14 protein-coding genes and 2 tRNA genes are annotated in these 18,296 nt (G+C 70.4%); 13 read left to right on the top strand and 3 right to left on the bottom strand.

The features are described from left to right. Positions 1–178 precede the first annotated feature (178 nt). The 9 genes from ACFW48_RS26855 (at position 179) to ACFW48_RS26815 (ending at position 8,467) form a co-directional block, all read left to right on the top strand. A complete protein-coding gene (locus tag ACFW48_RS26855; protein ID WP_386318642.1) occupies positions 179–631 on the top strand; it encodes a TIGR02611 family protein in 453 nt (150 codons plus the stop codon). A gap of 79 nt (positions 632–710) precedes the next feature. Further along, positions 711–782 (top strand) — tRNA-Val (locus ACFW48_RS26850). Positions 783–1,183: 401 nt separating this feature from the next. After that, positions 1,184–2,485 (top strand): ABC transporter substrate-binding protein, encoded by a 1,302-nt coding sequence (locus tag ACFW48_RS26845; RefSeq protein WP_386318640.1) that lies wholly within the window; start codon positions 1,184–1,186, stop codon positions 2,483–2,485. Further along, positions 2,485–3,486 (top strand): carbohydrate ABC transporter permease, encoded by a 1,002-nt coding sequence (locus tag ACFW48_RS26840; protein WP_386318638.1) that lies wholly within the window; start codon positions 2,485–2,487, stop codon positions 3,484–3,486. Before ACFW48_RS26845 ends, ACFW48_RS26840 begins: the two co-directional genes overlap by 1 nt. Beyond that, a complete protein-coding gene (locus ACFW48_RS26835; RefSeq protein WP_386318636.1) occupies positions 3,483–4,373 on the top strand; it encodes a carbohydrate ABC transporter permease in 891 nt (296 codons plus the stop codon). Before ACFW48_RS26840 ends, ACFW48_RS26835 begins: the two co-directional genes overlap by 4 nt. 12 nt (positions 4,374–4,385) lie before the next feature. After that, positions 4,386–4,985 carry a hypothetical protein gene (locus tag ACFW48_RS26830; RefSeq protein ID WP_386318634.1) on the top strand — a complete coding sequence of 200 codons (600 nt, stop codon included), beginning with the start codon at positions 4,386–4,388 and terminating at the stop codon, positions 4,983–4,985. Between the two features lie 137 nt (positions 4,986–5,122). Beyond that, positions 5,123–7,858 carry a Tat pathway signal sequence domain protein gene (locus tag ACFW48_RS26825; RefSeq protein ID WP_386318632.1) on the top strand — a complete coding sequence of 912 codons (2,736 nt, stop codon included), beginning with the start codon at positions 5,123–5,125 and terminating at the stop codon, positions 7,856–7,858. Between the two features lie 39 nt (positions 7,859–7,897). Further along, entirely contained in the window at positions 7,898–8,356 is a 459-nt protein-coding gene (locus tag ACFW48_RS26820; protein WP_386318630.1) for an SRPBCC family protein, read from the top strand. Between the two features lie 39 nt (positions 8,357–8,395). After that, a tRNA-Val gene (locus ACFW48_RS26815) sits at positions 8,396–8,467 on the top strand. A gap of 140 nt (positions 8,468–8,607) precedes the next feature. On the opposite strand, the gene ACFW48_RS26810 is transcribed toward ACFW48_RS26815, so the two are convergent. After that, on the bottom strand, positions 8,608–9,333 hold the full coding sequence (locus ACFW48_RS26810) for a 3'-5' exonuclease (RefSeq protein ID WP_386318628.1): 726 nt from the start codon (positions 9,331–9,333) through the stop codon (positions 8,608–8,610). Between the two features lie 171 nt (positions 9,334–9,504). On the opposite strand from ACFW48_RS26810, the gene ACFW48_RS26805 reads away from it, so the two are divergent. From ACFW48_RS26805 to ACFW48_RS26790, 4 genes are all read left to right on the top strand, one after another. Continuing rightward, the gene (locus ACFW48_RS26805; protein WP_210961489.1) at positions 9,505–10,071 is read left to right on the top strand and encodes a DUF4365 domain-containing protein; all 567 of its coding nucleotides are present in this window, start codon (positions 9,505–9,507) and stop codon (positions 10,069–10,071) included. Continuing rightward, positions 10,068–11,339 carry a hypothetical protein gene (locus ACFW48_RS26800; protein WP_386318626.1) on the top strand — a complete coding sequence of 424 codons (1,272 nt, stop codon included), beginning with the start codon at positions 10,068–10,070 and terminating at the stop codon, positions 11,337–11,339. The genes ACFW48_RS26805 and ACFW48_RS26800 overlap by 4 nt, the downstream gene beginning before the upstream one ends. 91 nt (positions 11,340–11,430) lie before the next feature. Continuing rightward, positions 11,431–13,407 carry a threonine--tRNA ligase gene (gene thrS, locus ACFW48_RS26795; RefSeq protein ID WP_386318625.1) on the top strand — a complete coding sequence of 659 codons (1,977 nt, stop codon included), beginning with the start codon at positions 11,431–11,433 and terminating at the stop codon, positions 13,405–13,407. An 87-nt stretch (positions 13,408–13,494) separates the two neighbouring features. Next, complete coding sequence (locus ACFW48_RS26790) at positions 13,495–14,043, top strand: HIT family protein (RefSeq protein ID WP_386318623.1); 549 nt, start codon at positions 13,495–13,497, stop codon at positions 14,041–14,043. 121 nt (positions 14,044–14,164) lie between these two features. Here ACFW48_RS26790 and ACFW48_RS26785 read toward each other — a convergent pair whose 3' ends face one another. Together ACFW48_RS26785 and ACFW48_RS26780 are read right to left on the bottom strand one after the other, a co-directional pair. After that, a complete protein-coding gene (locus tag ACFW48_RS26785) occupies positions 14,165–15,826 on the bottom strand; it encodes a hypothetical protein (protein WP_386318621.1) in 1,662 nt (553 codons plus the stop codon). Between the two features lie 265 nt (positions 15,827–16,091). Then, positions 16,092–18,290 carry an elongation factor G-like protein EF-G2 gene (locus ACFW48_RS26780; protein ID WP_386318619.1) on the bottom strand — a complete coding sequence of 733 codons (2,199 nt, stop codon included), beginning with the start codon at positions 18,288–18,290 and terminating at the stop codon, positions 16,092–16,094. Positions 18,291–18,296: the final 6 nt, after the last annotated feature.

Here is an 18,296-nt window from a genome sequence, read left to right as displayed (position 1 = left end):
TTTCGCTCAGTGTGCGCTCGGGGATTCGCACGTCGGCGAAATCGACATGCCACCTACGGTGCCGTTGTAAACCCCTCTGAGTGTTTTGCGTGCGTTTACGTAACTCTTCCGGCCGAGTGATCGTTCGGGTCGTGCGCCCATTCCGGTGACAGGTTTCGCTCCGGTAGTGTTTGGCTGTATGAACACGGGGAGTAACACGCCCGGCGAGGCAGTCGTGGCGGAAGACCGTACGGGGACGGACGAGGCCGCGACCGACCGCGCGCTGGGCTCACGGGCACCGGAATTCATCAGGGCGCGCCGCGCCCTCCACCTGAGCTGGCAGGTCGGCGTCTTCATCGTCGGCCTCGCGGTCGTGGTGGCCGGCGTCGCCATGCTGGTGCTGCCCGGACCGGGCTGGGTGGTGATCTTCGGCGGCATGGCGATCTGGGCGACCGAGTTCGTCTGGGCCCAGCTGGTGCTGCGCTGGACCAAGCGCAAGGTCACCGAGGCGGCGCAGCGCGCCCTCGATCCCAAGGTGCGGCGCCGGAACATCATCCTGACCTCGATCGGCGTGGTGATCGTGGCTGTGCTGGCCGGGATCTACCTGTACGAGTTCGGGCTCCAGATGCCCTGGAAGATCAAGGACCAGTGATCCGCGGCGGGGACGCGGCGACCCGGCCTCCGCTGGTCACGGGCACCCCCTGACATGGGGTAATGTTCTCTCTGCGTCCGGGCGATTAGCTCAGTGGGAGAGCGCTTCGTTCACACCGAAGAGGTCACTGGTTCGAACCCAGTATCGCCCACCGGATCATCAGGCGGCCCGGCTCACCATCGTGAGCCGGGCCGTTTCGTGTGACGTGCGCCCGGGGGATCCCGAGGCGTCCCCGAGCGTCACGTGCGGCGTGTCCCGAGCCGGCTGTGCGGCCGTTCCGCTTCCGCGCGTCTTCACCCAACCGTGACCTTCCGTGCCGCCCGCCCCGGTGGGCTCATCGGTGTTCGGTCCGTCGGCCACACCGCGTCGACCTGGGCCTTTTCCGGTGCTGCCGACGGCGCGGCCGGGATGGTCGTCCGCGCTGTCCGCGCCCGGCGCCCATGAATTCCTGTCCGAATCATTGACGCGCCCCCGGGCCCTCCGTAACTTGTGCCAGCAAGCGCTTACTTGAAACGATTCATGAGGCGGACGCGACGTCGCGGGGAGGCTCGTATGCAGCAGGGCGGGAATGCGGAGAGGCAGACCGGGAGGCGCACGATCCTCAAAGCGGCGGGGGCCTCGCTGGCCGTCGCGGGGCTGGGTGCGACGGCCACCGCGTGCGGCGGCGGCAGCGGTTCGGGGGACGGAACGGTGACGATCCGTTACTCATGGTGGGGCGCCGAGGACCGGGCCGAACGCATCAACAAGACCATCGCGCTCTTCGAGAAGAAGTACCCGAAGATCAAGGTCAAGACCGACTTCCAGCAGTACCCCGACTTCTGGAAGAAGTTCAACACCCAGGCCTCCGGAGGGAATCCGCCGGACGTCTTCCAGAATGCCATCGGATTTCTTCGGAAATACGACGCCAAGAATGTCCTGCTCGACCTGAGCGAGCAGGTGAAGGCGGGCAATCTCTCCACGGACGGCTTCCGGGCGGGCCTCGAGAAGTTCGGCGAGATCGACGGCAAGCTCCTCGGTGTGCCCGTGGGTTCCAACTCCATGGCGCTCGTCATCGACAAGCCCGTCTACACACGGGCCGGCGTCAAACCCGAACAGGGCTGGACCTGGGACGACTTCGACGAGGCGATGACGAAGATCCGCGACAGGACCGGTCGGGCCGGGGACAGCGGTATGTACGGCGTCATGTACCTCTACGACCTGTACCTGCGTCAGAACGGCAAGGCCTTCTTCACCGAGGACGGACTCGGTTTCTCCGAGGCGGATCTGACCGCGTGGTGGACGAAGGCGGAGAAGGGTGTGAAGTCCGGGCTGTTCGCCGACGCGAAGAAGGTCGTGCAGGTCAAGCCCAAGTCGGCACTCTCCGCCGAGCTCGCCGGCAGCGAGTACACCTGGGACAACTTCACCGTCCGCTACACCTCCGAGGGGAAGAGCGAGTACGGTCTCGCGCCCATCCCGACCACGGACGGCAAGAGGACCGGCCAGTACCTCGGCTCACTGATGCTCAGCGCCTACAAGCGTACCCAGCACCCCAAGGAAGTCGCCCAGTTCATCCACTTCATGGTGCACGACCCCGAGGTCGCCAAGATCATGGGCTACGACCGAGGGGTTCCCGCGACGCAGGCGCAGTACGACGCCTTCCAGCCGACCGACCCGGTCAACAAGGCGATCGCCGCCTACGAGCAGTCCCTCGTCGACGCGGGCGTCCTGGAGACCATCACCCCGCACCCGAACGGCGCCGACGTCTGCGAGTCCGCGTTCTCGCGCATCGCCGAGGAGATGGCGCTCGGCGAGCGGACCGTCGCGGACGCCGTCGAGCAGTTCTTCACCGAGTCGAAGACGGCTCTCGCCGGCTGATGGGAAACGCCGTGACACACGCCCCTGCGATGGAGGGCCTGGCCAAGGACTCCGAGCCGCGGCACGGTCCGGTGAAGTCCCCGCGCCCCGCCGAGCTGAAGCGGCGGGGCCGCCGGGAGAACCTGGCCGGCTACCTCTTCATGTCCCCCTGGATCGCCGGTTTCCTGCTGCTGACGGCGGGACCGATGGTCGCCTCGCTCTACTTCGCGTTCACCGACTACAACCTGTTCGACGCGCCCAAGTGGATCGGCCTGGACAACTTCTCCGAGATGTTCGGCGACCCGCGCTGGCGCCACTCGGTCCAGGTCACCCTGTGGTACGTCGTCGTCGGCACCCCGATCAAGCTGGTCGCGGCGCTCGGCGTCGCGCTGCTGCTGGCGCAGAAGCGGCGCGGACAGGCCTTCTACCGGGCCGCCTTCTACGCGCCGTCACTGATCGGCGCGAGCGTGTCCGTCGCCATCGTGTGGAAGGCGATCTTCTCGGACGACGCGGTCGTCGACCGTACGCAGCAGCTCTTCGGGGTCGACGCCGGCGGCTGGACCGGCGACCCGGACCTGATCATCTACAGCCTGGTGGCGCTCACCGTCTGGCAGTTCGGTGCCCCCATGGTCATCTTCCTGGCCGGCCTCAAGCAGGTGCCGCGCGAGCTGTACGAGGCGGCGAGCGTCGACGGGGCGAGCAAGGTGCGGCAGTTCTGGAGCATCACCCTGCCGATGATCTCCCCGGTCCTCTTCTTCAACGTCCTGCTGGAGACCATCCACTCCTTCCAGATCTTCAGCTCCGCCTACATCGTCGGCGGCGGCGCCGGGGGCAACGCCTGCGGTCCCGCGGACGGCACGATGGTCTACACCTGCTATCTGTACGTCCAGGGCTTCGAGAACAGCCGCATGGGCCTGGCCTCCGCCATGGCGTGGATGCTGCTGGTCGCGGTCGCCCTGGTCACCGCGGTGCTGTTCTGGTCCCAGAAGCGCTGGGTGCACTACGAGGAGGGCGGCCGATGAGCGCGCAGGCCACCGACATCACGCCGGCCCCGCCCGCGAAGGGGGCCCTGCGGCGCAGGCTGCCGGGCTCGCTCGCCTGGCACATCGGGTCGCTGGCGATCCTCGCGGTGATCCTCTACCCGGTGCTCTGGGTGATCGGCGGCTCCTTCAAGGAGAGCGGAGACATCGTCGGCAGCCTGGACCTCTTCCCGGGCGACCCGATCCTCTCCAACTACACGAGCCTCGCCGACGGCATCGCGGACATCTCGGTCTCCACGTTCTTCTTCAACTCCCTCTTTCTCGCGGTCGGTTCGGTGATCGGGATCGTGGTGTCCTGCTCGCTGACGGCCTACGCCTTCGCGAAGATCAGGTTCGCGGGCCGCAATCTGCTCTTCACGCTGATGATCGGCACGCTGCTGCTGCCGTACCACGTGCTGCTGATCCCGCAGTACGTGCTGTTCCGCAACATGGACATGATCAACACGTACACCCCGCTGCTGCTGGGGAAGTATCTGGCCACGGAGGCGTTCTTCGTCTTCCTGATGGTGCAGTTCATGCGCAACCTGCCCAGGGAACTGGACGAGGCGGCCCGTCTCGACGGCTGCGGGCACTTCCGCATCTACTGGTCGATCGTGCTCCCGCTGTGCCGGCCGGCCCTGATCACCAGTGCGATCTTCACCTTCATCAACTCTTGGAACGACTTCATGGGCCCGCTGATCTACCTCAACGAGCCCGGCAAGTACACCGTCTCCCTCGGCCTGAAGATGTTCGTGGACCAGGAAGGGCTGGCGAACTACGGCGGCATGATCGCCATGTCGCTCGTCGCCCTGCTGCCCGTCCTCGCCTTCTTCCTGGCCTTCCAGCGCTATCTGATCGACGGCATGGCGACGTCCGGTCTGAAGGGCTGAGGTGAACCGATCGTGACCGATGCACGCGCCAAGGCCCGCACGGAGCGGGGGGAGTCACGGTTCGCCGACGGGTTCGCCCTGTTCGCCGAGTGCCTGCTCACCGGGGTGTGGATCGCGGTGGCCTCGCTGCCGCTGGTCACCTACCCCGCCGCGTTCGCGGCCGGCGCGCGGCATCTCGGGCGCCGACTAGCCCACGAGCGCGGTGGCTGGCGGGAGTTCGCGGCCGACTTCCGGGCGGCGGTGCGCCGCGGGTGGCTCGTCGGGCTCGCCGGGTGGGCCGCCCTGGCCGCGGTCTGGGTGGATGTGCAGGCCGTACGCAACGGTTTGCCGGGCGGTCCGTTCGTGGGCGCCGTCGGGGTCCTCGCCCTGATCGGCGCGGCCGTGGCCGGGCTGCGCGCGGCGGCGGCCTGGCGACCCGGCGCCTCCTGGCGGTCGCTGCTCGCGCAGGCCGGGCGCCGAACCGTGCTGGACCCCGCGGGTTCCTTCCTGATCGTCGGCGGGCTGGCCGTCGTGGTCTGCTCCGCCTGGTTCAGCGCGCCGCTGGCGGTCGCCGTCCTCGGCGCCGTAGCGGCGGCGGCCGTCGCCGTGGAGGAGCGCTACCGGCGCCGCTGACGACGGCGCCACCGCCCCCAGGACCGGCGCCCCGGCGCCGTACCTCGTCCTGTCATGCCCTTGACAGGCGCCATCTCGCACGCCAGAGCCACGCCCTTGACACCCCCTGCATCCGCACGGAACGGAAAGGAAAGGCCATGTCCCCCATCCCCCGCAGGTCCCTCCTCAAGGCGGCCGCCGTCGCCGGAGCCGCCGCCCAGTTCAGCTGGGCACTGGGCGCCAAGAACGCCCAGGCCGCACCCGCCGCCAAGGACGCCGACGCCGACCCCGTCACCCTGACCTGGCTGGAGGACGGCGGCCTGGGCGCCGCCCCCGGCTCCACCGTCGGTGTCCCGTGGCCCAAGGGCACCTACCGGCAGGACCAGTCCTTCGCCGTCACGGACGCGGACGGCAAGGCCGTACCCACCCAGTCCTGGCCCCTCGCCTACTGGCCGGACGGCTCCCTGAAGTGGACCGCGCACGCCGTCGGCTCGGGCGACGGCAAGCTCACCCTGACCGCCGGCACCCCCGCCGCACCCGCGAAGGAGGTCACCGTCGACCGGCGCGGCGGCACCATCGACATATCGACCGGCGTCATCACCACGAGAATCGGCACGTCGGGATCGACCCTGATCAAGTCGGTCACCAGAGGCTCCACCGAGATCGCGAAGAACGGCCGCCTCGTCCTGCTGCGCCAGCCCGAGATCGAGGACGGCGACCAGGGCACCGTGAAGTACGAGCGCTTCGACGGCGCCATCGACGAGGTGAAGGTCGAGCAGGACGGCCCGGTCCGCGCCGTCGTCCGCATCGACGGCAAGCACCGCAAGGGAGGCCGCGGCTGGCTGCCCTTCTCCATCCGCCTCTACTTCTACGCGGGCGCCGACTCCTTCCGCATGGTGCACACCATCACGTTCGACGGGAAGCAGGAACCCGGCAAGGCGAGCGGCGACTTCATCCGCGGCCTCGGCGTCCGCTTCACCGTCCCGATGCGCGACGAGTCCTACGACCGGCACATCCGCATCGGCGGCGAGGGCACCGGCCTGCTGCGCGAGGCGGTGAAGGGCGTCACCGGCCTGCGCCGCGACCCGGGCGCCGCCGTGCAGGCGGCCCAGTACGCGGGGGAGAAGCTGCCCGACCCCTCCACCTGGGACCAGCGCGTCACCACCCGCCTCCAGTACATCCCGGAGTGGGGCGACTACACCCTCTCCCAGCTCTCCGCCGACGGATTCACCCTGCGCAAGCGCACCAAGAAGGGCCACGGCTGGATCGGCGCCGGCGGCGGCCGCCGCGCCTCCGGCTTCGGCTACGTCGGCGGGGCGAGCGGCGGACTCTCCTTCGGCCTGCGCGACTTCTGGGAGAAGCACCCCGCCCAGCTCGACATCCGCGACGCCCAGACCGACGAGGCCGAGGTCACCCTCTGGCTCTGGTCGCCCGAGGCCCAGCCCATGGACCTGCGCTTCTACCACGACGGCATGGGCCAGGACACCTTCCCCGAACAGATCGAGGGCCTCAACATCACCTACGAGGACTACGAGCCCGGCTTCGGCACCCCCTACGGCATCGCCCGCACCTCCGAGCTGCTCTTCTGGGCCAACGCCGCCACCCCGAGCGCCGAGACACTCGCCGAACAGGTCGAGGCCGTGCGCGTACTGCCCCAGCTGGCCGCCCCGCCGGCGCAGCTCATCAAGTCCAAGGTCTTCGGCCCCGGCCTCTACTCCGAGCCCGACCGCTCCACACCAGCCAAGGCGAAGATCGAGGACCACCTCGACTTCCTCTTCACCTACTACAAGGACCAGGTGGAGCAGCGCCGCTGGTACGGCTTCTGGGACTACGGCGACATCATGCACACCTACGACGCCGCCCGGCACCAGTGGCGCTACGACATCGGCGGCTACGCCTGGGACAACTCCGAACTCTCCCCGGACCTCTGGCTCTGGTACGCCTACCTGCGCTCCGGCCGCGCCGACATCTTCCGCTTCGCCGAGGCCATGACCCGGCACACCGGCGAGGTCGACGTCTACCACCTCGGCGAATGGGCCGGCCTCGGCACCCGGCACGGAGTCCAGCACTACGCCGACAGCGCCAAGCAGCAACGCATCGCCAACACCACCTACCGGCGCTACTACTACTTCCTCACCGCCGACGAACGCGTCGGCGACCTCATGCACGCCAACGTCGACTCCGACGAGACGTTCCTCGCCCTCGACCCGCTCCGCAAGATCCGCACCGAGCCGTACACCCCCGACCGGCACGCCCTGTCGGTCGGCTTCGGCACCGACTGGAGCGGCCTGGTCTCAGCTTGGCTGACCGAGTGGGAACGCAAGGGCCCCAAGTGGGAGAAGGCCAAGGCCCGCGTCCTGTCCACCATGGAGACCATCGCCGCCCAGCCCAACGGCTTCGTCCAGGGCAGCGGCCTCTACGACCTGGACACCGGGAGGTTCGCCGTCGCCGACACCCCGAAGGTCGAGGTCTCCCACCTCTCGGCCGTCTTCGGCCTGAACGAACTGTGCGCCGAGCTGATCGACCTCGTCGACATGCCGGAGTTCAACGAGGCGTACTACGACTACTGCCGCTACTTCAACGCCTCCAAGACCGAACAGGCGGCACGGTACGGCAGCAACTTCGGCAGCCTCATCCTCTTCCAGGGCCACTCGCGCCTCGACGCCTACGCGGCCGTACAGACCGGGGACGAGAAGCTCGCCGCGCGCGCGTGGCAGAAGTTCTACAACTCCGACGGCTACAAGGAGTCCGCGCCCTGGAGGACGGAGAAGGTGAGCGGTCCGACCACGCTGGTGCCGGGCAGCGAGGCGAGCTGGGTGTCCACCAACGACACCGCGCTCTACGGCCTCGCCGCCATCGAGAACCTGGCACTTCTGGGCGACAGGATGCCGTGACCGGCACGTGACGGGCGCGGGCCCGGGCACACTCCACGGGTGGACTGGAACCATTACCGATTCCGCAGCCTGTGGGCCCTGCCCGCGCCCGTCCCGGCCGTCTACCGCGCGCTGGAACGGATCGAGGACTATCCCCGCTGGTGGCCCCAGGTGCGCCAGGTCACCCGGCTCGACGACACCGGCGGGGTCGTCCGGTTCCGCTCACTCCTCCCGTACGACCTGACCGCGACCCTGCGCGAGGGACGGCGCGACCCGGCGGCGGGGCTGCTGGAAGTCGCGATGAGCGGCGACATGGAGGGCTGGGCGCGCTGGACGGTCACCACGCGGGGCTCCGGCACCCTCGTCTGCTACGACCAGGAGGTCGACGTACGCAAGCCGCTGCTGCGCCGCCTCGCCGTGCCCGGGCGGCCCCTGTTCCGGGCCAACCACCGCCTGATGATGCGGGCGGGACGGCGCGGACTGGCCGCCCACCTGGAAGGCGGTCGCCAAGCGGTTTGAACGAAACGCGCCGAGCCCTGTATTGTTCGGTGCGTTCCCGGGCGATTAGCTCAGTGGGAGAGCGCTTCGTTCACACCGAAGAGGTCACTGGTTCGAACCCAGTATCGCCCACGTTCGCGAGAGCGACGTGTGTCCGCAGACAACGCGGACCACGTCGCTCTCGTCGTGTTCCGCGCGGCTTCGCCGCGCGAAGTGGGGGCTCCGCCACCCACACCGCCGTGCCCGACGTCGCCCGCGGCCGGGGTGCTCGCTCACGCCGCCGCCGGCAGGTCCGGCCGCAGTGGCCAGGCCGGGTCCACCGCCTCCTCGGTCCCGTTGAGCGCGAACCACGCCTGCAGCCCCCGCGCCTGCCCCGCATGCCAGACGGCCTGGAGCGTGTGCAACTCGGCGGCGGAGAGACGCTCCAGCCGCCCCGGGAAGCGGCGCCCCACCGCCCGTACGACCTCCAGCGCGGCCTGCGCGTCGGCCGCCGCGTCGTGCGCGCCCGCCAGTTCGACGCCGTAGTGCGCGCACAGGTCGGTGAGGGTGCGGCGGCCCTTGCGGTACCGGTCCAGGTGTTTGTCGAGCACGCGCGGGTCGAGGACGTGCAGCGACGTCCGCTCCACCCAGCGGCCGAGGGAGGAGGCGCGGTGCCGGCGCAACTCCCGGTCCAGCAGCGTGAGGTCGAACGGCGCGTTCATCACCACGAGCGGACGCCCGGCGCGGGCCTGCTCGGCCAGTGCCTCCGCTATCTCGTACATCACCGGCGCCGGCCAACGGCCGTGGCGCTGCACATGCTCCTCCGTCAGCCCGTGCACCGCGGTCGCCGCCTCGGGCACCGGCACGCCCGGGTTCACCAGCCACCGGGTCACGCGCGGCCTCAGCCCCGGCGCGTCCTGCACGACGAGGGCCGCCGACACGATCCGGTCGGTCTCGACGTCCACACCCGTCGTCTCCGTGTCGAAGGCGGCCAGCGGCCCCTCGAACCAGCTCGTCATAGGGCACTCAACTCCTCGTCCGCGTACGGCAGCTGACGCGCCGTCTTCTGTCCCGATTCGGTGATACCCGGGCTGTTTGCGACGTACGCCGGAAGGACACAACAGGAGTACGGGTCCTCGCAGTTCAGCGACCCGCAGTGGGGTTACACCAGTTCTGGAAGGCTGTTGGCCATGGCCATAGCGCAGCCCGAACGGGGCGGGCTGCTGCCCGAGCGCACGGCGCCCTCTCGCGGCTCTCTCGCCACCACCGCCTGCATGGAGACACTGCAGGTCGGCTACCTCCACGCGGTCGCCGCGGCGGCGGGCTGCTCGCTCTCCCAGCCCTTCCCGGACAACGGCATCGACTGGCACGTCAGCCACAGCGCCCCCGGGCACACGGTCGACGACGAGGTCACCATCAAGGTGCAGCTCAAGGCGACGTACCAGATCCCGCCGAGCCCGCCCGGCCGCTTCTTCTCCTTCACGCTCGACAACGACCACCTGGCGAAGCTCGCGCGCACCCCGGTCTCGGTGCACAAGATCCTGGTCGTGATGATCGTCCCCCGGTCCCGGGACCAGTGGCTGCGGGCCGGGCACGACCGGCTCGATCTCAGGCACTGCTGCTACTGGACCAACCTCGCCGGACACCCGGTCACCGGCCGGCGGCGCACCACCGTGCGGATACCGACCGCGCGGGTCTTCGACGACCGGGCGCTGTGCGAGATCATGACGCGGGTCGGGACGGGAGGGAAACCATGACGCACCGCCCGACCGGCGAACCCCTGCGCGCCGTGCGGCCACACCCCGCCGACACCGCCGGCGACACGGCCTGGGACGACGGCCGCCCGCCCGAGTCCGGCACCGTCGACCCGGCCGTGCTGACCGCCCTGCTCCACCGGCACGGGTGGCGGCGGCGCGGCGGCGCCCCGGGCCGCTACGGTCGCTGGACCCCGCCCGGCCCGGCCGCCGGTGCCACCAGCCTGCTGGTGCCCGTCAGCCGCGCCTTCCCCGACAGCGACGACCTGCTCGGCGAGGCTCTGCTCGCCCTGTCCCGCGCCGGCACGCCCGCCGCCCGCGAGATCCTCCTCTCCCTCGCCGTGCCCAGCGACGAGATCCGCTGGGAGCGCGACGTACCGACCGGGCCCGGCGACACCGCCTCCTGGACCGTGGACGAACGGCTGCGCTCCGCCGCCCGCCGGATGCTGCTCGCCGGAGCGCTCGCCACGCGCGCGCGTGCGGGCTACTACGGCGCCCGGCACCGGCGCGCCGCCGTCGAGGCCCTGGAGAACGTCCTGGTCGCTCCCGCCCCCGGCGGCCGCCGGCTCACCGCGTTCGTGCCCGTCACCACCGGCCGCCCCCTCGCCGTACGCCTCCACCACGCCCTCTACGCCGCCCGCGAGGCCGTCGACTACCGGCGGGCCACCGGCGGCATGGAGGCCTTCGACACAGCCGTCGCCGCGGGCGTCAGTCACGAGCTGACCGAGGCGCTCGTCGCCCTGGTCCGCGGCACGGAGGGCGCCCGGATCGCCGTCGACTGGGCGCCGGCCGCCGGGGTCCCCGAGGGCTGCGCCGCTGTCGCCGAACCCGTCGAGTTCTCGCCCGGCGACCTCCCCGCCCTGCGCGAGGCCGCCGCCCGCTACCTGCGCGCCGAGCCCTCGGTGCCGGTCCGGATCACCGGCACCGTCGTCCGCATGCGCCGGCCCGGGCCGCGCGGCGCGGGCACCGTACGGCTGCGGGTGCTGGCCGGGGCGGACGTCCCGCACGTACGGATCACGCTGGACGAGGAGGCGTACCGGATCGCGGGGCACGCCCATCTCGTCGGGCTGCCGGTGCGGGTGCTCGGCCGGCTGGAGAGCCGGGGCGGGTTCCGCCGGCTCACCGGCGCCTGCGAGATCGCCCCCGTACAGGTCGACGACGCGGAGCGGGACCGGCTGCTGAAGTCGGTCCAGGAGCATGTGGAGGTGGCGGCCTTCTTCGAGGAGACCTGCGGAGGGGACGGGGAGGACGACGGCGACCGCGGGGACTGATTTCGCGGTCAGCGGGCCGGGGTCGGTACGATCGCCCTCATGCGTGCGCTTTGGTATGGCGCCGCAGCCCCACTTCAGTCAGGAGAGACCGGTGTCAGACGTCCGTGTGATCATCCAGCGCGATTCCGAGCGGGAAGAACGCGTGGTGACTACGGGCACGACGGCCGCCGAGCTCTTCGCCGGCGAGCGCTCGATCGTCGCCGCCCGCGTGTCCGGTGAACTGAAGGACCTCGCCCACGAGGTCCAGGACGGCGAGACCGTCGAGGGCGTCGAGATCTCCTCCGAGGACGGCCTGAACATCCTGCGCCACTCCACCGCGCACGTCATGGCGCAGGCCGTGCAGGAGCTGTTCCCCGAGGCCAAGCTGGGCATCGGCCCGCCCGTCAAGGACGGCTTCTACTACGACTTCGACGTCGAGAAGCCCTTCCACCCCGATGACCTCAAGGCCATCGAGAAGAAGATGCAGGAGATCCAGAAGCGCGGCCAGCGCTTCTCGCGCCGCGTCGTCACCGACGACGCCGCCCGCGAGGAGCTGGCCGACGAGCCGTACAAGCTGGAGCTGATCGGCCTCAAGGGCGCCGCGTCGCACGACGACGGCGCGGACGTCGAGGTCGGCGCCGGCGAGCTGACGATCTACGACAACCTGGACGCCAAGACCGGCGAGCTGTGCTGGAAGGACCTCTGCCGCGGCCCCCACCTGCCCACCACCAGGAACATCCCGGCGTTCAAGCTGATGCGCAACGCCGCCGCCTACTGGCGCGGCAGCGAGAAGAACCCGATGCTCCAGCGCATCTACGGCACCGCCTGGCCGTCCAAGGACGAGCTGAAGGCGCACCTGGAGTTCCTCGCCGAGGCCGAGAAGCGCGACCACCGCAAGCTCGGCAGCGAGCTGGACCTGTTCTCCATCCCGGAGCAGATCGGCTCCGGCCTCGCGGTCTTCCACCCCAAGGGCGGCGTGATCCGCCGGGTCATGGAGGACTACTCGCGGCGCCGCCACGAGGAGGAGGGGTACGAGTTCGTCTACACCCCGCACGCGACGAAGGGGAAGCTCTTCGAGACCTCGGGCCACCTGGACTGGTACGCCGACGGCATGTACCCGCCCATGCAGCTCGACGAGGGCGTGGACTACTACCTCAAGCCCATGAACTGCCCGATGCACAACCTGATCTTCGACGCGCGCGGCCGCTCGTACCGTGAATTGCCCTTGAGGCTCTTCGAGTTCGGCACGGTCTACCGCTACGAGAAGTCGGGCGTCGTGCACGGCCTGACCCGCGCCCGCGGCTTCACCCAGGACGACGCGCACATCTACTGCACCCGCGAGCAGATGTCGGAGGAGCTCGACAAGACGCTCACCTTCGTGCTGAACCTGCTGCGCGACTACGGCCTGACCGACTTCTACCTGGAGCTGTCCACCAAGGACCCGGAGAAGTTCGTCGGCTCCGACGAGGCCTGGGAAGAGGCCACCGAGACGCTGCGCCAGGTCGCCGAGAAGCAGGGCCTGCCCCTGGTCCCGGACCCGGGCGGCGCCGCCTTCTACGGCCCGAAGATCTCCGTCCAGACCAAGGACGCCATCGGCCGCACCTGGCAGATGTCGACCATCCAGCTCGACTTCAACCTGCCGGAGCGCTTCAACCTGGAGTACACGGGCGCGGACGGCACCAAGACCCGCCCGGTCATGATCCACCGCGCGCTGTTCGGCTCCATCGAGCGCTTCTTCGCGGTGCTCCTGGAGCACTACGCGGGCGCCTTCCCGGCGTGGCTGGCCCCCGTCCAGGCCGTCGGCATCCCGATCGGCGACGCGCACGTCGAGTACCTGGAGAAGTTCGCTGTGGCGGCCCGGAAGCAGGGCCTGCGCGTCGAGGTCGACTCCTCCTCCGACCGCATGCAGAAGAAGATCCGCAACGCCCAGAAGCAGAAGGTGCCCTTCATGGTCATCGCGGGCGACGAGGACATGGCGAACAACGCCGTCTCCTTCCGCTACCGCGACGGCTCCCAGGAGAACGGCATCCCCGTCGACGAGGCCATCGCGAAGATCGCGAAGGTCGTCGAGGAGCGGACGCAGGTCTGAGCACGGGGCTGAACAGGGTTCGGCGGGCCCCCGGGGAGATCCGGGGGCCTTTCCCTGTCGCCGCACGCGACGCCATATGCTGCACGTATGACGAGTGAGCCGGAGCAGCAGTGGGGAGTGGGGACCCAGGACGCGTTCCAGCGCCTGTGGACGCCCCACCGGATGGCCTACATCCAGGGCGAGAACAAGCCGAGCGGCCCCGGCGCCGACGACGGCTGCCCCTTCTGCTCGATCCCGGCCAAGTCCGACGAGGACGGGCTGGTCGTCCGGCGCGGTGAGCACGTGTACGCGGTGCTCAACCTGTACCCGTACAACGGCGGTCATCTGATGACCGTGCCCTACCGGCACGTCGCCGACTACACCGAGCTGACCGACGTGGAGACCGCGGAGCTCGCCGAGCTGACCAAGCAGGCGATGACGGCCCTGCGCACCGCGTCGGGCGCCCACGGCTTCAACATCGGCATGAACCAGGGCACCGTGGCCGGCGCGGGCATCGCCGCCCATCTCCACCAGCACGTCGTGCCCCGCTGGGGCGGCGACACCAACTTCATGCCGGTCGTCGGCCACACGAAGGTGCTGCCGCAGCTGCTGGGGGACACCCGCAAGATGCTGGCGGAGGCGTGGCCGACGGGCTGATCCTGCTCAGCTGCGGGCAGTCGTGCCGCTGGGGCGGCACGGGTGGGCGCAGCGGCACCCCGTCAGCGCCGGGCCGCGCGTTCCACCCCTGAGCCGCAGCCTCCGGCACCTGAAGACAGGCCTACGCGTTGTACAGGTCCGCCTTACCCGGCGTCGGATCCTGCACCGCCGTACTGAGGAACGCCGACCGCGTCCCGAACTTCTCCGTGTCCACGCCGTTCTCCTCCAGCACCCTGATCGCCGACGAGTGCACCACCCGCAGCACCGGCGCCGCCGCCCGCAACGCGTCGTCGGCCATGAAGCGGTGGCGCCACGGCTGGTCCGCCCACGCGTGCCGCAGCCCGAACGGCTCCGGCAGAACGATCGTGCCGCCGAGCCAGTTCAGCAGCGGCGGATACCAGGTGAGCGGGGCGCGGACGGCGAGCCGTACGACCTCGTTCGCGGTGACCAGCGGGAGCATCACCTTGCGCGTCTCCCACGGCTTGAACGACTTGGCGACCTCCTTGGAGGGAGCCTCCGGCTTGGTGGTGAACAGTGGGTTCACCGGGCCCAGGGCGTGACCGGTGACCTCGATGCGCAGCGTCTCGTGCAGCACGGTCACCGTGATCAGCATGGTGATGACCAGCTGGCCGTCCCACAGGGTCCACTGGACGCCCAGGTAGTGCCGGTCACCGGCGCCGAACTGCTGCTTGTTGCAGATGTCCTGTATCGCGTGCGACTTGACCTGGTACGCCTCGACGTCCGTCCCCTCCGGACGGGACACCGCCTTGGCGTTCTCCCCGATGGGCGTCACGACCCAGTGCCGTATGGACGGCTTCGTGAAGCCGCCGGTGTTCAGCGGGCCGCGCTCCAGCATGCGCAGCTGGTCGTGGATGGCCCGGACGACGTCCCAGCTGCGGAAGGGATGGATCTCCCGGGTCGGGTCGGCCGGCACCAGGTTCTCGGCGAGCTGCCAGCTGCCCCAGCGGGTGCCCATGCCGAGTATGCCCTTGGGGCCGGCGTAGAAGACCGAGTTGGACTGCTGCTCGGCGCCGAGCTTGGCCAGTGACTGGCGCAGCTGCTCGGCCGCGGTCTCACCCGGGTTGCTGGGCACCGCCTCGGGGACCTTGGCGCCGACGCCGCTGCCCGACAGGAGGCTGTCCCAGCGCCCCCGCAGGTCCTTCGCCGTGCCCTCGCAGATCCGCTTGGCCCAGAACCAGCCGACGACGGGCAGGACGACCGCTGCGCGCGCGTACCAGGCCCAGAAGCCGGAGAAGGGCATCTTGACGAGGAACAGCACGGCCAGCGCGGCGATCGCCACGAGCACCGCGGTGCCCAGCGCCCCGGCCTGCTTGTTCTCCGCCTTGGCGACGGTGGTGCGGATCTGGAAGCCGAGCAGCCAGACCAGCATGCCGGGCAGGAACAGCAGGCCGCACAGCACGATCACCGTGGACAGCCGGGCGTCGCGCGCCTTGCGGATGCCGTTGGCCGCCAGGCAGTGCTCGACGACCACCTGCGGCTCGGCGCCGAAGGACTGGATGAGGGGCTTGCGGTCGCTGCCCAGCATCCGGTCGGCCACCGCGCGGGAGAAGGCCTCGCCGAGGTTGGGTCGGAAGATCGTGGCCCAGGACCGGCCCGCGTTGAGGGTCGTCTGGTGCCACTCGTTGTCGGCCTTCTTGATCTCCTTCAACTCGCTGTCCCGGTAGGCGGCCGAGGCCAGCGCGAAGGTGGCCGTCTGGCCTCCGTCGTCCGTACGCGGCACCTGCGGTCCGAAGAAGTCCGCGTAACCGCCGTCAACGGTCATTCCCGCCCCCGATCGCCACCACTGTCGCTCCTGCGGCCTTCCCGACTTCCCTGCCCGGCACACCTGTTGATCAGGTCGCCAGCGTATCCGCCGACACCGACATGCGGCACCGGACGGCGAAAGGCGCCCCCGCGCGCGCGGTTTGCCCCGGTGTCGCGCCGTCGTGCGCCCGGACCCGCCAGGACGGTGACGAGCGTCTCCCCGGCGGGAGTCGAACGCGCGACCGGCGCGGAGGATGTCCGCGCCGGCCCGCTGCCGCGTACCCCTAGGACGCCGCCCGCAGCCCCTCCCGGAGACGTTCCGCGATCTGCGGCGGCATCGGTTCGTGCCGCGCGTAACGGCGGCCGAAGCGCGCGGTGCCGTGCGTCAGGGAGCGCAGGTCCACCGCGTACCGGCCGATCTCGATCTCCGGTACCTCGGCCCGGATCAGGGTCCGCCCGCCGCTCGTCTGCTCGGTGCCGAGCACCTTGCCACGCCGTCCGGACAGGTCGCTCATCACGGCGCCCACATAGTCGTCGCCGACCAGCACGCTCACCTCGGCCACCGGCTCCAGCAGATGGATCCTCGCCTGAGCCGCGGCCTCCCGCAGCGCCAGCGCGCCGGCCGTCTGGAAGGCGGCGTCGGAGGAGTCCACCGAGTGCGCCTTGCCGTCCCGCAGCGTGACCCGCACGTCGATCAGCGGATGGCCCGCGACGACGCCCTTGGCGGCCTGCGCGCGGACGCCCTTCTCGACGGACGGGATGAACTGCCGGGGCACCGCGCCGCCGACCACCTCGTCCACGAACTCGATGCCGGAACCGCCCGGCAGCGGCTCCACCTCGATCTCGCAGATGGCGTACTGGCCGTGCCCGCCGGACTGCTTCACGTGCCGCCCGCGCCCGGCCGCCCGGTCCCCGAACGTCTCCCGCAGGCAGACCCGGTGGGGTACGACGTCGACCTGGACGCCGTAGCGGCTGCGCAGCCGTTCCAGCGCCACGTCGGCGTGGGCCTCGCCCAGGCACCACAGGACCACCTGGTGCGTGTCCTGGTTCTGCTCCAGGCGCATCGTCGGATCCTCGGCCACCAGCCGCGCGAGCCCCTGGGAGAGCTTGTCCTCGTCGGGCTTGCTGTGCGCCTGGATGGCGAGCGGCAGCAGCGGGTCGGGCATCTCCCACGGGGCCATGAGCAGCGGGTCGTCCTTGGCCGAGAGCGTGTCCCCGGTCTCCGCGCGGCTCAGCTTGGCCACGCACGCCAGGTCGCCCGCGATCACGTGCGAGACCGGCCGCTGCTGCTTGCCGAACGGCGTCGACAGGGCGCCGATCCGCTCGTCGACGTCGTGGTCCTCGTGGCCGCGATCGGCCAGCCCGTGCCCGGAGACGTGCACCGTCTGGTCGGCGCGCAGGGTGCCGGAGAAGACGCGGACCAGCGATATCCGGCCGACGTACGGGTCGGAGGACGTCTTGACGACCTCCGCGACCAGCGACTCGTCGGGATCGCACATCCGCAGCTCGCGCGGAGCGCCGTCGGGCGTGGTGACCCGCGGCGCCTCGCGCTCCAAGGGGGTCGGGAAGCCGCGCGTGATCAGCTCCAGCAGTTCGACCGTGCCCAGCCCCTGCCGGGCGCCCTCGGCCGCGGGGGCGGCGGCCAGGACGGGGAAGAACACCCCGCGAGCCACGGCCCGCTCCAGGTCCTCGATGAGCGTCTTGACGTCGACCTGCTCGCCGCCCAGATAACGCTCCATGAGGGTCTCGTCCTCGCTCTCCGAGATGATCCCCTCGATCAGCATGGAGCGCGCCTCGTCGAGCGACGGCAACTGTTCCTCGCCCGGCTCGGACTCCTCGCGCTCGCCGGACGCGTAGTCGAACAGTTTGCGCGACAGCAGCCCGACGAGCCCGGTCACGGGGGCGTGCCCGTCGGGCGCCTGCGGCCCGCGCAGCGGCAGGTACAGCGGCAGCACGGCGTCGGGGTCGTCCCCGCCGAAGGCCTCCGCGCAGATCCGCGTCATCTCCTCGAAGTCCGCGCGGGCGGCCTCCAGGTGCGTGATCACGATGGCGCGCGGCATGCCGACGGCGGCGCACTCCTCCCACACCATGCGGGTCGAGCCGTCCACCCCGTCGGAGGCCGAGACGACGAAGAGGGCCGCGTCCGCCGCCCGCAGACCGGCCCTCAGCTCACCGACGAAGTCGGCGTACCCGGGAGTGTCCAAGAGATTGATCTTGATGCCGTCCCATTCGACCGGCACCAGGGAGAGCTGTACGGAGCGCTGCTGCCGGTGCTCCATCTCGTCGTAGTCCGAGACGCAGCCGCCGTCCTCCACGCGGCCCGCCCGGTTCAGTGCTCCCGCCGTCAGCGCGAGAGCTTCCACCAGAGTCGTCTTGCCCGATCCGGAGTGGCCGACCAGCACCACATTCCGTACGGACGTGGGGTGGTCGGCCGCCGTAGCCCTTCCGGCGGCTCCGGGGTGGGTGTGTGCCTTGTCGCCCATGTCCTT

This window comes from Streptomyces sp. NPDC058812, assembly GCF_042744565.1.
Classification (GTDB): domain Bacteria; phylum Actinomycetota; class Actinomycetes; order Streptomycetales; family Streptomycetaceae; genus Streptomyces; species Streptomyces thinghirensis.
This window is presented reverse-complemented; position numbering and strand designations above follow the sequence as displayed.

What these genes read in the sequence shown, in the direction of transcription:
- ACFW48_RS26825 (WP_386318632.1), top strand. Translation starts at nt 5,123, where the DNA reads ATGTCCCCCATCCCCCGCAGGTCCCTCCTCAAGGCGGCCGCCGTCGCC.
- ACFW48_RS26840 (WP_386318638.1), top strand. Translation starts at nt 2,485, where the DNA reads ATGGGAAACGCCGTGACACACGCCCCTGCGATGGAGGGCCTGGCCAAG.
- ACFW48_RS26780 (WP_386318619.1), bottom strand. Translation starts at nt 18,290, where the DNA reads ATGGGCGACAAGGCACACACCCACCCCGGAGCCGCCGGAAGGGCTACG.
- ACFW48_RS26785 (WP_386318621.1), bottom strand. Translation starts at nt 15,826, where the DNA reads ATGACCGTTGACGGCGGTTACGCGGACTTCTTCGGACCGCAGGTGCCG.
- ACFW48_RS26855 (WP_386318642.1), top strand. Translation starts at nt 179, where the DNA reads ATGAACACGGGGAGTAACACGCCCGGCGAGGCAGTCGTGGCGGAAGAC.
- ACFW48_RS26810 (WP_386318628.1), bottom strand. Translation starts at nt 9,333, where the DNA reads ATGACGAGCTGGTTCGAGGGGCCGCTGGCCGCCTTCGACACGGAGACG.
- ACFW48_RS26790 (WP_386318623.1), top strand. Translation starts at nt 13,495, where the DNA reads ATGACGAGTGAGCCGGAGCAGCAGTGGGGAGTGGGGACCCAGGACGCG.
- ACFW48_RS26835 (WP_386318636.1), top strand. Translation starts at nt 3,483, where the DNA reads ATGAGCGCGCAGGCCACCGACATCACGCCGGCCCCGCCCGCGAAGGGG.
- ACFW48_RS26800 (WP_386318626.1), top strand. Translation starts at nt 10,068, where the DNA reads ATGACGCACCGCCCGACCGGCGAACCCCTGCGCGCCGTGCGGCCACAC.
- ACFW48_RS26805 (WP_210961489.1), top strand. Translation starts at nt 9,505, where the DNA reads ATGGCCATAGCGCAGCCCGAACGGGGCGGGCTGCTGCCCGAGCGCACG.
- ACFW48_RS26845 (WP_386318640.1), top strand. Translation starts at nt 1,184, where the DNA reads ATGCAGCAGGGCGGGAATGCGGAGAGGCAGACCGGGAGGCGCACGATC.